We start from the raw sequence: 14,623 nt of genomic DNA, 5'->3' as shown, positions 1-14,623 counted from the left end.
CGAACATGGCAACTCTCACGCTTAAAAAATCAGCAAAGCTGCTGATTCTACTGGGCAGTCTTTGTGTTTCGCCGCTGTCCTTTAGCGAAGCGCTCGTGGCCACGAGCGTGCAATCAGGAGAAGCAACCGCAGCCGCCTTGACCCGCAACTACTACGACACCGCGGTCAACTGTGGCGCTGCCACGGCACCGGCTTTTTTATGCACGGGTGTCGTGGCACGCACAACCAACGCAGGAAACTTCGATCCTTGGGACCATAGCGAATTTTCCAGGACCAGCGGCGCGGTTTCATTTTCCTACCTGAGGGCCGACGCCAAGTTTGGTGGTGCGCCATGGGGCAACAACGAAGCCCGGCATGGCTATATTTTTTATCCCACCCTCCGGGTTCCGCAGGGAAAAATAAGGCCCTCGATCATCTGTTATTTTCCCTACGATGGCGCGACGATCTATCGCAGCAAACCGGGCGCCCACGGTTGCCGTGACAGCATTACTCAGTTCGTCTATCCCCTTAGTAAACCCTGTAATGAACAGAATATTTTCACTGCCAGGGCCTGGCTGACCCATTTTCGAAGGGTCAGTTACGGAAATCCTGCCAGTTGCGCGTGGATGCTCAACGATGCGTTGAATGAGCAAGCCGTGGCTAACTTCAATGCGGGATTGCAAGTCAGAAAACTTGTTGAGCTTGAGGCAGGGGGCGCCGATTTTAATTTCAAGAATCACAACGAGCTTCGCATCGAAGCCTGGCCGGAAAAAAATCCGGCTGCGCTGCCCATCCAGGCGTTTTTCTGGATCACCGGCTCAAACGATCTGGAAACCTCCCGAATCGACCAAAAAAAATATCATGAGCGCACCAACGGTCTTTTTATCCCCATCGTTCGTGTCACATTGCCTCCCAGCCCACAAGGTCATTTCAGTTTCCAATATGTGAGTGCGGACCAGGCGATCTCCCCGGTTATCCCGATGCCCGCTTTTGCTGCACCCACCATTCCCAAGGCTTACAGCACAGTCTCTGGCGACCGTCTGAACACTCAGGATATCTATAGGGATGAATACCTCATCGTGCAATTGCCCACCGAAGCAATTGCCGCCTCCGATATCTTGAGCGTTCGGTGGGGAGGCCGGGTGCCATACAGCAGTCCGCCGGTCGCATACGGCGAGCTTCCCGCGAACAAACAGGTGCTGATTCCCCGCACTGAGGTCGTCGATAGCATCGGGCTCACCGTACCGGTGAGCTACACCATCAAGAAAAGCGGTGCCGGTGAAACCCTGGAGTCTGGGGTGCGGTTTCTGACCATCGATCCCCAGGCGCTGGTGCTTCCTGCACCCAGTTATGCCTCGGGGACAGTCACGGTCAACGCTCCAGCTCCGTCGGGCTCGACTCTGCGCGTACGTGTCATAGGGGAAAACCTCCTTGATACGGCTCATCAGACGGTGACGGCCGGTAAGCCCAACTTTTTCGTGCTTGACCCGACCTGGGTCTCGAAACACAAGGGAAAAACGGTGCTGATCAATTATTCGGTGTTTACCAAACTCAGCCCGCAGTGGTTGTTTTCCCAAGTGCTCCGGGTCCAGCTATAAACGTCAGGCCAACGCTGTCTCGGCGGGCGAAACAATACTGGTCTTACCCACGGGACTTGCCGGAGCTTAGGTGCTCGGCATCGATTCATTCGCTCAGGTACTGCGAGCAGGCGCCGTTCTGACGGTGCAAGTCGCGGCGTCGTACAAAGCCCTGGGCCTTGTTCTGATTGCTCTCGCTGATCACTTCTTCTCCGGTGGATTGAGAAGGAACACTCGGTTTTTTATTTCAAATAAGTATTGAGCACTGTGAAAGTTGACAGGTGTTCGAAGGGGATCGCTCTTGTAGCGTAGATAAAACTGTTAACGGAAAAAGCCTGAAAAAGACATGGCTTACTTAGAGCCTTGTCTGTTCATGTATGGGAGTCTGAAATGAAAAGACAATTTTGCATTGTGCTGTTTTTATTGTTGACGGCTGGCTGTGCAACACATGAATTGGATAGGAGCACTATTGATGAGCCGTCAGGACAGGCTGTTGGCGTCCAAGGCGCAGGTACCGGTCCAGAAATAGCAGCCTATCTCACGGAAGCCTATAACAACGTCTTGACCATGTGTCGCAACAACCCCTCGGCGCCGTCGTTTTTATGCACAGGGGTGACGCTACGGGCAACCCAACACTCCACGCAGTTTCATTTTTGGAATCCCAACCCAGCATCGACGGGCGTTTCTTTTTCCTGGCTGCGTAAAGACGCGAAGTTCAGCAAATTAGTATTTGGCTACAATAACGGCTTTATTCTTTATCCCGATTTTTTTAAACCGACAGGAAAGATCGCATTGGCGGTGCTGTGCTTCTTTCCAGTCGACGGCGCCACTGACCATCGACCTGACGAAGGTTGTGGTCAATATCCCAATCGCCCCAACAGCCGACCTTGCCAATCCCAAGGTATTACCACAGCCGCGCACTATATTGCCCATTTCAACGCTAACGCAGGTATGTACGGTGCATTGTGTGGCTTCGATGTTCGTGACGAGCTGGATGAAAGAGGCGCCGTTGCGTTCACCGAGGGCGTGAAGGCCCAGGGGCAACTTCCAGCCTCCGCATTTGGTACGCAGAATGAATTTCGCGTGAGAAAGTGGGCTCAGAATATTGGTCAGACCCTTCCGATTGAGGCCGTTTTTTACATCAATGATACGGGTAAGGTTGGCGCTCAATATGATCAACGGGACTTTAAAACGCAGACCGGCATTTGGATCCCCATGATCAAGATTACGCTTCCCCAAACGGCCGCAAATGACGCGAGATTTGAGTTTATTCCCGCTGATCAGGCTATCTCATCCTGAACCTCTGGGGCTGGGCAGCGGTGATGAAGATGTCTGATTCTTGCGTTGGACGTGTGCCGTCGATGGGGGGCGAGTCGTTAGGCTGCTCTTGCGCAGGTGGTCCATAGAGGGGGTTCTGGGCTATAATCGCCGCCCTTTTTTGAATCACCTGCCAGGCGATTTCCCATGACCAAACAGGCCGCCGAAGTCGCGAAACGCCGCACTTTCGCCATTATTTCCCACCCCGATGCCGGTAAGACCACCATCACCGAAAAGCTCTTGCTGATGGGCAAGGCGATTGCGGTAGCCGGCACGGTGAAATCTCGCAAGTCCGACCGCCATGCCACCTCCGACTGGATGGAAATGGAAAAACAGCGGGGTATTTCCATTACGACGTCGGTCATGCAGTTCCCGTATCGCGATCACATGATCAACCTGCTCGACACCCCGGGCCACGAAGACTTCTCCGAAGACACCTACCGCACCCTCACGGCGGTGGACTCGGCGCTGATGGTCCTCGACGGCGGTAAAGGCGTCGAGCCACGGACCATCGCCCTGATGGATGTCTGCCGTCTGCGGGACACGCCGATCGTCAGCTTCATCAACAAACTCGACCGTGACATCCGCGACCCGATCGAACTGCTCGACGAGATCGAAGCGGTCCTGAAGATCAAGGCCGCGCCGATCACCTGGCCGATCGGCTGCTATCGCGACTTCAAGGGCGTGTACCACCTGGCCGACGATTACATCATCGTCTACACCGCCGGGCATGGTCATGAACGCACCGAAACCAAAATCATCGAGAAGCTCGACTCCGACGAGGCCCGCGCCCACCTGGGCGACGAGTACGACCGTTTTGTCGAGCAGCTGGAGCTGGTGCAAGGCGCCTGCCATGAGTTCGACCAGCAGGAATTCCTCGACGGCCAACTGACCCCGGTGTTCTTCGGTACCGCGTTGGGCAACTTCGGTGTCGACCATGTGCTCGACGCCGTGGTCGATTGGGCACCGCGCCCGCTGGCCCGCGTCGCCAACGAGCGCACCGTGGAGCCGGTGGAAGAGAAGTTCACCGGCTTCGTGTTCAAGATCCAGGCGAACATGGACCCCAAGCACCGCGACCGCATCGCCTTCATGCGCATCTGCTCGGGCAAATACGAAAAAGGCATGAAGATGCGCCACGTGCGCACCGGCAAGGACGTACGCATCGGTGACGCCCTGACGTTCTTCTCCTCGGAACGCGAGCAACTGGAAGAAGCCTTTGCCGGTGACATCATCGGCCTGCACAACCACGGCACCATCCAGATCGGCGACACCTTCACTGAGGGCGAAGCCCTGGGTTTCACCGGCATCCCGCACTTCGCCCCGGAGCTGTTCCGCCGCGTGCGCCTGAAAGACCCGCTCAAATCCAAGCAACTGCGCCAGGGCCTCCAGCAACTGGCCGAGGAAGGCGCCACCCAGGTGTTCTTCCCGACCCGCAGCAACGACATCATCCTCGGTGCCGTCGGTGTGCTGCAGTTCGACGTCGTCGCCAGCCGTTTGAAGGAGGAATACAAGGTCGAGTGCTCCTACGAGCCGATCACCGTGTACTCCGCTCGTTGGGTCGAATGTGGCGACAAGAAGAAATTCGAAGAGTTTTCCAACAAGGCCGTGGAAAACCTCGCCTTGGATGGCGGCGGTCACCTGACCTACCTGGCCCCGACCCGGGTCAACCTGGCGCTGATGGAAGAGCGCTGGCCGGATGTGAACTTCCGTGCGACGCGTGAGCATCACTAAGCGCTGAGCTTTACACCCAGAACCCCGCACCGAAAGCTGCGGGGTTTTTTATTTCCACTTAACGACTGGGCACCACCAACCCCCGGTGGGAGCGAGCCTGCTCGCGATGGCGCAGTGTCAGTCAATCTCAAAGCTGCTGACCCACCGCCATCGCGAGCAGGCTCGCTCCCACACTGGAACTTCAGCGGGCAAAAAAATTGTGTTCGGCCCAGATTCCTCCGTGGGAGCAAAGCTTGCTCGCGATAGCGGAGTGTCAGTCAATCTCAAAGCTGCTGACCCACCGCCATCGCGAGCAGGCTCGCTCCCACACTGGAACTTCAGCGGGCAAAAAAATTGTGTTCGGCCCAGATTCCTCTGTGGGAGCAAAGCTTGCTCGCGATAGCGGTGGGTCAGCTTGCGGGATGTTGAATGTGCCTTCGCCATCGCGGGCAAGCCTTGCTCCCACAAGGTGTCTGGGGTGGGTTGGTAAGTAGGCTCAGTTCATAACCGTTCGGGATAATCCTTATTCGAAACCATTCTGTGCCCGCATGGCATTTCTGTCCGTACATAGGCGTCTTATCTGAGGAACCGACGTTCAGGATCAGCGTTTCTTGAACGCCGTCAGGCTTAGGGCTTTAACCAGAGAAAAAAAGGAATCGGCTATGAACGCATTTCTACGCGCGATGATTTTGCTGAAGGTTTTGCTGATGCTGTCCCTCGGTTCGTCAGCGGCCTGGGCCGAATGCGATGAGCATGAAAAACAAGCGGTGAACGGACAGGTGGCGCAGGGCGAATGGATGCTTGCCGCCAACGAAGAACAGCAACCTGGCGATCAGGATGATGACGATTCGACGATTGATGATCCTGATGCCGATGATGGTGATGAGGGTGATAGCCAGACGTAGGGTACAGACAACAAAAAACCCCTTCCGGCCGATTGATGTTGATCGGAGGGAAGGGGTTAGTTGTGTTCCGGCCTCATAGACCGAGGCGGTCGATTTAGGGCCGCTACGCGCCCCAGCGGGGATAAATCCCCTCGCCACAGGGGCGCGCCTAGTCCTTGACGGGTTTACGCCGCGCCGTCGAGGAATTGCTCGGCGTAGTGACACGCCACCTGCCGGTTATCCAGCAACCGCAAGGCCGGTTCTTCGGTCTGGCAGCGCTCGGTGGCGTACGGGCAGCGCTTGTGGAAGGCGCAGCCGGACGGTGGGTCGAGCGGGTTGGGCAGTTCGCCGACGATCTTGATCTTCGGCTTGTTCGGGTCCGGGTGGATGGTCGGGGTGGCCGACAGCAGAGCCTGGGTGTACGGGTGCAGCGGACGGCTGTAGATGGACTCGTTAGGGCCCATTTCCACCGGACGGCCGAGATACATCACCATCACGTCGTCGGCCACGTGCTGCACCACCGCCAGGTTGTGGGAGATAAACACGTAAGCGGTGTTGAACTCCTGCTGCAGATCCATGAACAGGTTCAGCACCTGGGCCTGGATCGACACGTCCAGCGCCGATGTCGGTTCGTCCGCCACCAGCACCTTGGGTTGCAGCATCATGGCGCGGGCCAGGGCGATGCGCTGGCGCTGGCCGCCGGAGAACATGTGCGGGTAGCGCTGATAATGCTCGGGGCGCAGGCCCACCTGCTTCATCATCGCCTGGACTTTCTCCCGCCGCTCGGTGGCCGACAGGTTGGTGTTGATGAGCAAGGGCTCGGCCAGTTGATCACCGACTTTCTGCCGTGGGTTGAGGGACGCGTACGGGCTCTGGAACACCATCTGCACGTCTTTGCGCAACTGCTTGCGCTCGGCCTTGTTCGCGCCGGCCACTTCCTGGCCGGCGATTTTCAGGGAGCCGGTGGACGGTTCCTCAATCAGCGTCAGGGCCCGGGCAAGGGTGGATTTGCCGCAACCGGATTCGCCCACCACGGCCAGGGTCTTGCCGGCTTCCAGTTCGAACGACACGCCGTTGAGGGCGCGCACGGTCGCATGGCCCTTGAACATGCCACGGGACACTTCGTAATGACGGGTCAGGTCACGGGCGGTAAGTACGACGGCCATCACGCCACCTCCTGGTTCAACGGGTAGAAGCAGCGGGCGAGGCTGTTGGATTTCGGATCGAGGGCCGGGCGTTGTTGACGACAGTTGTCCTGCACATACGGGCAGCGCGGCGACAGCAGGCAGCCTTGCGGACGATCGTAGCGACCGGGGACGATACCTGGCAGCGTCGCCAGGCGCTCGGCGCCCATGCTGTGTTCCGGAATCGCCGCCAGCAGTGCTTCGCTGTACGGGTGGGCGGGGATGTCGAACAGCTCCGGCACCTTGCCCACTTCCACCGCTTGGCCGGCGTACATCACGCACACACGCTGGGCGGTTTCAGCCACCACGGCCAAGTCGTGGGTGATCAGCACCAAGCCCATGTTCTGCTCTTTCTGCAGGGCCAGCAGCAGGTCCATGATCTGCGCCTGAATGGTCACGTCGAGGGCGGTGGTCGGTTCGTCGGCGATCAACAGTTTCGGCTCGCCGGCAATCGCCATGGCAATCGCCACACGCTGGCTCATGCCGCCGGACAGTTGGTGCGGGTAGGCATTCATGCGGCTGGCGGCGCCCGGGATTTCGACTTTCTCCAGCAGTTCGATGGCGCGCTGGCGGGCGGCCTTGCCGGACATCTTCAGGTGCAGGCGCAGCACTTCTTCGATCTGGAAACCCACTGTGTAGCTGGGGTTGAGCGCGGTCATCGGGTCCTGGAACACCATCGCCAGGTCCTTGCCGACGATCTGCCGACGCTGGCGGTTGCTCAGCTTGAGCATGTTCTTGCCATCGAAGTTCAGCGCGTCGGCGGTGACGATGCCCGGGTGCTCGATCAGGCCCATCAGCGCCATCATGGTCACGGATTTACCCGAGCCTGATTCACCGACGATGGCCAGTACTTCACCCTTTTCCACGCTCAGGTCCAGGCCGTCGACCACCGGCACGGCGGTGGCGTCGCCGAAGCGAACGTTGAGATTCTTGATTTCTAGCAGTGACATGGGAATCTCCTCAGGCGGCATTCTTGAGTTTCGGGTCCAGCGCATCGCGCAAACCGTCGCCCATCAGGTTGATTGCCAGCACGCTGAGCAAAATGGTCAAGCCAGGCAGGCTCACCACCCACCAGGCGCGTTCGATGTAGTCTCGGGCCGAGGCCAGCATGGTGCCCCACTCCGGGGTTGGCGGCTGGACGCCCAGGCCGAGGAAGCCCAGGGCGGCGGCGTCGAGGATCGCCGAGGAAAAGCTCAAGGTTGCCTGCACGATCAGCGGCGCCATGCAGTTGGGCAGCACAGTGATGAACATCAGCCGCGGCAGGCCGGCACCGGCAAGGCGGGCGGCGGTCACGTAGTCACGGTTGAGTTCGCCCATCACCGCGGCGCGGGTCAGGCGCACGTAGGACGGCAGCGACACGATGGCGATGGCGATCACGGTGTTGATCAGGCCAGGGCCGAGGATGGCGACAATCGCCACGGCCAACAGCAGCGAGGGCAGGGCGAGCATGATGTCCATCAAACGCATGATGGTCGGGCCGAGCAGACGCGGGAAGAACCCGGCGAACAGTCCCAGCAGGATGCCCGGGATCAGCGACATCACTACCGACGACAAGCCGATCAGCAGCGACAGACGCGAACCCTGGATCAGCCGCGACAGCAAATCGCGCCCCAGTTCGTCGGTGCCCAGCAAAAATTGCATCTGACCGCCTTCGAGCCAGACCGGCGGTGTCAGCAAAAAGTCGCGGTATTGTTCGCTCGGGTCATGGGGGGCGACCCACGGGGCGAAGATCGCGCAGAACACGATCAGGGTCATGAACATCAGCCCGGCCACGGCGCCCTTGTTGCGGGAAAACGCCTGCCAGAATTCTTTGTAGGGGGACGGGTACAGCAGGCTTTGATCGACTGCTACCGAGGTAGTTGGAGTACTCATGGTTTTTGATCTCAGCGCTGGTGACGGATACGTGGGTTGGCAAAGCCGTAGAGCACGTCCACGACGAAGTTGACCAGAATCACCAGGCAGGCGATTAACAGGATGCCGTTCTGCACCACGGGATAGTCCCGGGCGCCGATGGCTTCGATCAGCCACTTGCCGATACCTGGCCAGGAGAAGATCGTTTCGGTCAGCACCGCACCGGCCAGCAATGTGCCGACTTGCAGGCCGACCACGGTCAGCACCGGGATCAGCGCGTTGCGCAGGCCATGCACGAATACCACTCGCGAAGGCGACAGGCCCTTGGCGCGTGCGGTGCGAATGTAGTCTTCACGCAGCACTTCGAGCATCGAGGAGCGGGTCATGCGGGCGATCACCGCCAGCGGAATAGTACCCAGCACGATGGCCGGCAGGATCAGGTGGTGCAGGGCGTCGAGGAATGCCCCCGGCTCATCGGCCAGCAGCGTGTCGATCAGCATGAAGCCGGTTTTCGGCTCGATGTCGTAGAGCAGGTCGATCCGTCCCGACACCGGCGTCCAGCCCAGGGACACCGAGAAGAACATGATCAGGATCAGGCCCCACCAGAAGATCGGCATCGAATACCCCGCCAGGGAGATGCCCATCACCCCGTGGTCGAACAGGGATCCTCGCTTGAGTGCCGCGATCACCCCGGCCAAAAGGCCCAGGATACCGGCGAACAACAGGGCGGCCATGGACAGTTCCAGGGTCGCGGGAAACAGGGAACTGAACTCGGTCCAGACGCTTTCGCGGGTGCGCAGCGATTCGCCGAGATCGCCCTGGGCCAGTTTGCCGATGTAGTCCAGGTACTGGGCATACAGCGGTTTGTTCAGGCCAAGGCGTTCCATTGCCTGAGCGTGCATTTCGGGATCGACCCGACGTTCGCCCATCATCACTTCCACGGGGTCGCCGGGGATCATGCGAATCAACGCGAATGTCAGCAAGGTGATGCCGAAGAACGTGGGGATCAATAATCCCAGTCGGCGGGCAATAAAACTAAACATCTTAAGGTGTACCTCATCAGCCGGTTAGGCGTGCCCGACAGCTCCTGGATAAGAGTTGCCGGGCGTTTTCTTATCTACTTCACCTGGGTGGTGGCGAAGTTATTGGTCGTAAGCGGGCTAATCACATAGCCCTCTACGTTCTTGCGCATTGCGGTAAACATTCGGGTGTGGGCCATGCTGATCCACGGCTGGTCCTGGTTGAAAAGCACCTGGGCCTGTTCATAGAGCTTGGTGCGCTCCTCGGGGTTCACTGTGGCGCGGGCCTGGTCGATCAGCGCCTGGAATTGCTCGTTGCACCAGCGCGCGTAGTTTTCGCCGTTCTTGGCCGCTTCGCAACTGAGCATAGGCGTCAGGAAGTTATCCGGGTCGCCGTTATCGCCCGCCCATCCGGCGGAAACCATGTCGTGCTCTCCGTTCTTGGCGCGCTTGAGCATTTCGCCCCATTCCATCACGCGGATGTCGACCTTGATCCCGACTTTGGCCAGGTCGGCCTGCATCATCTGCGCGCCGAGCATCGGGTTGGGGTTGGTCGGGCCGCCGCCGTTACGGGTGAACAGGGTGAACACGGTGCCTTCAGGTACGCCGGCTTCCTTGAGCAGTTGACGGGCTTTGTCCAGGTCCCGGGGCGGGTTTTTCAGATCATGATTGAAGCCCAGCAGCGTCGGTGGGTACGGGTTGACCGCCACGGTGGCATTGCCCTTGCCGAACAGCGCGTTGACGTAGGCTTCCTTATCGAAGGCCAGGTCGATGGCTTTGCGCACCCGCACATCGCTCATGTATTTGTGGCTGGTATTCAGGGCGGTGTAGGAAACGGTCATCGCGTCCAGTTCCGTCACCTTCAGGTTCGGGTCTTTCTTGATGCTGGGGATGTCATCGGGTTTTGGATACAGCGCGATCTGGCACTCGTTGGTCTTGAGCTTTTGCATGCGCACGTTGTTGTCGGTGGCGATGGCCAGGATCAGCGCATCGGCCGGTGGCTTGCCACGGAAGTAGTCCGGGTTGGCCTTGAAACGAACCTGGGCATCCTTGTTGTAGCGCTGAAAAATGAACGGGCCGGTGCCGATCGGCTTGCTGTTGAGGTCGCCGGTCTTGTTTGCCTTGAGCAACTGGTCGGCGTATTCGGCCGGGTAGATCGAGGAGAAGGCCATGGCGATGTCCGCCAGAAATGGCGCCTCGCGGCGGGTCAGGCTGAACCTGACTGTGTGCTCGTCGACTTTCTCGACGCTCTTGAGCAGCTCTTTGAAGCCCATGCTTTCAAAGTAGGGGAAGCCTACGCTCGACAGCTTGTGCCAGGGATGATTCGGGTCCAGCTGGCGCTGAAAACTCCAGACCACGTCGTCGGCATTCATGTCGCGGGTCGGCTTGAAATAATCGGTGGTGTGAAACTTGACGCCTTTGCGCAGATGAAAAGTGTACGTCAGGCCGTCGTCACTGATGTCCCAGGATTCGGCCAGGGCCGGAATCACTTCGGTGGTGCCGGGCTTGAAGTCGGCCAGGCGATTGAAAATGGTTTCTGCCACGGCGTCGGCAGTGACTGCAGTCGTGTACTGGACCATGTCGAAGCCTTCCGGGCTGGCTTCTGTACAAACCACCAGGGGTTTGGCCGTGGCGCCTACGGCGACACTCAGCAACGCAGCGGCGATGGCTGCGCGTAGGGGATTCATGTTCATCGGCAATCCTCTGCAATCGGTTAAATGGCAAAAACCGAACGACCGACCTCGTGAGTCGGCCGTTCGGTGGATGGTTTAGAGAATGTTGAACGGGATGGTGGTGACCAGGCGGAATTCGTTGATGCTGCCATCAGACTGGTTTTCGCTGGCACGGTGAGCGGTGTAGGTCGCACGGATCGCGGTAGCTTTCAATGGGCCGCTTTGTACGGCATAGGACGCGCCGATGCCGTATTCGTAGTGATGTTCACCGTCTTGAATCTGAATGCCATCGTAGCCTTTGTCGAGCACACCGTTGTTGCCATTGTAATGGGTGCCGTCGATGCCCCAGCCGCGCGCTTGGTAGATGTTGAACTTCAGACCTGGAACGCCATATTCAGCCATGTTCAGGCCGTAGGCGATCTGGAAGGATTTTTCGTTCGGGCCATTGAAGTCCGACAACAGGGAGTTGGCCAGATAGATGCCGTTAGTTTCGTTCAGGTAATCGAAATACTCGTTACCGTTCACTTGCTGGTAGGAGAGTGTCAGGCTGTGGGCCTGGTGCGCGAGGCCAAACGATAAGGAGTAAGTGTCGTTGTCGATGTCGCCGATTAGCGCCTTGCCTTCCTCCTGGGTTTTGTAATAGTTCAGCCCGGTGGTCAGGCTCAGTACCGAACTGTCGCCCAGCACATGAGTGGCGCCGAAATAGTATTGATTCCAGAGATCTTCGGCCTTAGTGGCCCAGAGGCTCGTGGTCAGGCTAGCGAGTGGCGTGTAAGTGATGCCGGCGGTGTTAATGTGATCGGACTCTTGCCGACCGTTAGCATACTCGGCGCGGAATTTACGCAGGCTTTGTTCCGAACGAGGAGATACGCGGTCGAAAGTTGCTACGTCAAAAGTCAGGTTTTCCAGCTCCGCGACATTCAGGCTCACCCCTTGAAAGCTCGACGGCAGGGCACGGTTGCCGATGGTGTCGACTTGCGGGCTGCTATAGCTCTGGCGACCGGCCGTCAGGGTGGTGCTGGAGACCCGCGCCTTTACGTTGGCCAAGCCCAGTTTGCTCCACTGGCCTACCGCGTCACCGCCTTTTTCGGTCAGGGTGCGGTTGTTGCCCGAAGCAGTGCCCGTCTTTGGCGCGCCACCGTTGCCGGCGGCCAGGTTCTCGCGATCCCGCTCTAGTGCAATGGCGTTGTAGGCAGCGATTTCAGTGCTGAAACCAACAGTGCCTTCAGTGAAGCCCGAATTGTAATTGACGATAGTGCCCTGAACCCAGTTGATACGACGATCAGTTTCGGCCAGAGCGCCATTTTTGATGTAGCCAAACTTGGCACCGCGCTTGAGCTGCTCGTTCGCGTACCAGTTACGCGTAGACCCCGTCACCGACTGGCCTTCCAGAAAGCCGGTGGCTTCGCTCTGGGCGTTTTTTTCTTTCACGGTCACCGGAGTGAACGCCTGGCTCTGTGATTCTGCGTACGCCGTGGCCGTAACGCTGCTGATGGCCAAGGCCAGTAACGCGGTGTTGCTCAGTTTCATCGGTAACGCTCCTTTTCTTTCTTTTTAATGCCGGTCTTTTTTAGTGATACGGCTATCGGTTTTTACAACTCATCTTGGCTTCGCAAACGTTTGCATTACGCCTGAACGGTGAATTTCGGCAAGACGTCTGCGTGAGGGCCCCAAATGGGGCCCTGCTGTATGGCTAATCAGTTATGGGTTCAGGCTGACGCCCGAGAACACGTTGCGACCGAAGGGGCTGACCTTGAACCCTTCGACTTTGGCGCTCAGCGGCTGGTTGACCGTCGAGTGAGCGACAGGGGTGATCGGCACTTGCTGCTTGAGCAATTGCTGGGCCTGTTTGTAGAGCACGGTGCGCTGGTCGCGATCGGTGACGACCTTGGCCTGCTTGATCAGCTTGTCGTAGTCCTGATCACACCACATGGAGTAGTTGTTGCCGCCAATGGCATCGCAGCTGTACAGCGTGCCCAGCCAGTTGTCCGGGTCCCCGTTGTCACCGGTCCAGCCGATCAGGCTGACATCGTGCTCGCCGTTCTTGGTGCGCTTGATGTATTCGCCCCATTCATAGCTGACAATCTTCACCTTCAGGCCGATTTTCGCCCAGTCGGCCTGAAGCATTTCGGCCATCAGCTTGGCGTTGGGGTTGTACGGGCGTTGGACCGGCATGGCCCAGAGGGTGATTTCGGTGCCTTCCTTGACCCCGGCAGCCTTGAGCAACTCCTTGGCTTTTTCCGGGTTGTAGGCGGTGTCCTTGATCGTATCGTCGTAAGACCACTGGGTCGGCGGCATGGCGTTGACCGCCAGTTGCCCTGCGCCCTGGTACACGGCGTTGAGGATGCTCTGCTTGTTCACCGCCATGTCCAGCGCCCGGCGCACTTCGACCTGGTCGAACGGTTTGTGACGGGTGTTATAGGCGATGTAGCCGAGGTTGAAACCCGGTTTCTCGATCAGTTGCAGTTTCGGGTCGTTCTTCAAGGCCGGCACATCGGCTGGACGTGGATGCAGGGTGACCTGGCATTCGTTGGCCTTGAGTTTTTGCACCCGTACCGAGGCATCGGTGTTGATGGAGAAGATCAGGTTGTTCAGTTTGACCCGCTCCGGCGCCCAGTACTGTTTGTTGGCGACATAGCGGATGTTGGAGTCTTTCTGGTAGCTCTTGAACTCGAACGGCCCGGTGCCGATCGGCTTCTGGTTGATGTCGCTGGGCTTGCCGGTCTTGAGCAACTGATCGGCGTATTCGGCCGACAGGATCGCGGCGAAACTCATGGCGATGTTCTGGATGAACGCGGCGTCCACGCTGTTGAGCGTCATGACCACGGTCAGCGGCCCGGTGGCCTCGACCTTGGCGATGTTCTTGTTCAGGCTCATGCCGTTGAAGTATGGAAACTCGGTCGGGTAGGCCTTACGGAAGGGGTGCTGCGGGTCAAGCATGCGGTTGAAGGTGAACAGCACGTCGTCGGCGTTGAAATCCCGGGTCGGCGTGAAGTAATCGGTGGTATGAAACTTCACCCCTTCGCGCAGGTGAAAGGTGTATTTCAGGCCGTCTTCGGAAATGTCCCAGCTAGTCGCCAGGCCAGGTACGACGTTGGTCGCGCCCTTTTCAAACTCGGCCAGGCGGTTGTACAGCGGTTCGGCGGCATCGTTGTCAGTGGCGGTGGTGTATTGCGCGGTGTCGAAACCGGCGGGGCTGCCTTCGGAGCAGAACACCAGACTGCCGCCGGCGGCCTGGGCCATGGAAGTGGCGGCCAGCAGGCCGGTGCCCAGCAATGCGGATAAAACCAAGGTATGGCGCATGACGCTCCCTCTCTCTATGGGGTGTTTAACAGTGACCGGCGCCCTTGCAGGGCCTGTCCGGGCACTGAGTTCAATCCATTGCGAACAGCGATGCCGCAGCGCCAGCAGATCGACCTGGCTCCCGAC

At 58.7% G+C, this 14,623-nt stretch carries 11 protein-coding genes and 1 pseudogene; 4 read left to right on the top strand and 8 right to left on the bottom strand.

What is annotated here, in order from left to right:
- Positions 1-5 precede the first annotated feature (5 nt).
- A complete protein-coding gene (locus AC3I65_RS22355; protein WP_488524177.1) occupies positions 6-1,577 on the top strand; it encodes a hypothetical protein in 1,572 nt (523 codons plus the stop codon).
- A 3-nt stretch (positions 1,578-1,580) separates the two neighbouring features.
- Here AC3I65_RS22355 and AC3I65_RS22350 read toward each other — a convergent pair.
- Positions 1,581-1,761 (bottom strand): annotated as a pseudogene (locus AC3I65_RS22350) (glycine/betaine ABC transporter ATP-binding protein); the annotation flags it as partial.
- A gap of 185 nt (positions 1,762-1,946) precedes the next feature.
- On the opposite strand from AC3I65_RS22350, the gene AC3I65_RS22345 reads away from it, so the two are divergent.
- The 3 genes from AC3I65_RS22345 to AC3I65_RS22335 all read left to right on the top strand — a co-directional run bounded on the left by AC3I65_RS22345 (position 1,947) and on the right by AC3I65_RS22335 (position 5,488).
- Positions 1,947-2,855, top strand: a complete 909-nt coding sequence (locus AC3I65_RS22345; protein ID WP_047229035.1) for a hypothetical protein — start codon at positions 1,947-1,949, stop codon at positions 2,853-2,855.
- Between the two features lie 165 nt (positions 2,856-3,020).
- Positions 3,021-4,604: a peptide chain release factor 3 gene (locus AC3I65_RS22340; RefSeq protein ID WP_047229034.1), complete on the top strand. Its 1,584-nt coding sequence runs from the start codon at positions 3,021-3,023 to the stop codon at positions 4,602-4,604.
- A gap of 641 nt (positions 4,605-5,245) precedes the next feature.
- Positions 5,246-5,488, top strand: a complete 243-nt coding sequence (locus AC3I65_RS22335; protein WP_288912686.1) for a hypothetical protein — start codon at positions 5,246-5,248, stop codon at positions 5,486-5,488.
- A gap of 164 nt (positions 5,489-5,652) precedes the next feature.
- Here the strand turns inward: AC3I65_RS22335 and AC3I65_RS22330 are convergent, their stop codons facing one another.
- From AC3I65_RS22330 to AC3I65_RS22300, 7 genes are all read right to left on the bottom strand, one after another.
- Positions 5,653-6,633 (bottom strand): peptide ABC transporter ATP-binding protein, encoded by a 981-nt coding sequence (locus AC3I65_RS22330; protein ID WP_047229032.1) that lies wholly within the window; start codon positions 6,631-6,633, stop codon positions 5,653-5,655.
- A complete protein-coding gene (locus tag AC3I65_RS22325) occupies positions 6,633-7,601 on the bottom strand; it encodes an ABC transporter ATP-binding protein (protein WP_076383541.1) in 969 nt (322 codons plus the stop codon). The genes AC3I65_RS22330 and AC3I65_RS22325 overlap by 1 nt, the downstream gene beginning before the upstream one ends.
- A gap of 10 nt (positions 7,602-7,611) precedes the next feature.
- Positions 7,612-8,523: an ABC transporter permease subunit gene (locus AC3I65_RS22320; protein ID WP_047229030.1), complete on the bottom strand. Its 912-nt coding sequence runs from the start codon at positions 8,521-8,523 to the stop codon at positions 7,612-7,614.
- A gap of 11 nt (positions 8,524-8,534) precedes the next feature.
- Positions 8,535-9,545 carry an ABC transporter permease subunit gene (locus AC3I65_RS22315; RefSeq protein ID WP_047229029.1) on the bottom strand — a complete coding sequence of 337 codons (1,011 nt, stop codon included), beginning with the start codon at positions 9,543-9,545 and terminating at the stop codon, positions 8,535-8,537.
- 74 nt (positions 9,546-9,619) lie between these two features.
- Positions 9,620-11,215 carry an ABC transporter substrate-binding protein gene (locus tag AC3I65_RS22310; RefSeq protein WP_076383542.1) on the bottom strand — a complete coding sequence of 532 codons (1,596 nt, stop codon included), beginning with the start codon at positions 11,213-11,215 and terminating at the stop codon, positions 9,620-9,622.
- 75 nt (positions 11,216-11,290) lie between these two features.
- The gene (locus AC3I65_RS22305) at positions 11,291-12,724 is read right to left on the bottom strand and encodes an OprD family porin (protein WP_488524176.1); all 1,434 of its coding nucleotides are present in this window, start codon (positions 12,722-12,724) and stop codon (positions 11,291-11,293) included.
- A gap of 171 nt (positions 12,725-12,895) precedes the next feature.
- Entirely contained in the window at positions 12,896-14,497 is a 1,602-nt protein-coding gene (locus tag AC3I65_RS22300) for an ABC transporter substrate-binding protein (protein ID WP_047229026.1), read from the bottom strand.
- Positions 14,498-14,623 lie beyond the last annotated feature (126 nt).

Source organism: Pseudomonas sp. N-1-13 (genome assembly GCF_057787095.1).
The sequence above is the reverse complement of the archived record's forward strand: the minus strand, read 5'-3'. Positions and strand labels throughout refer to the sequence as shown.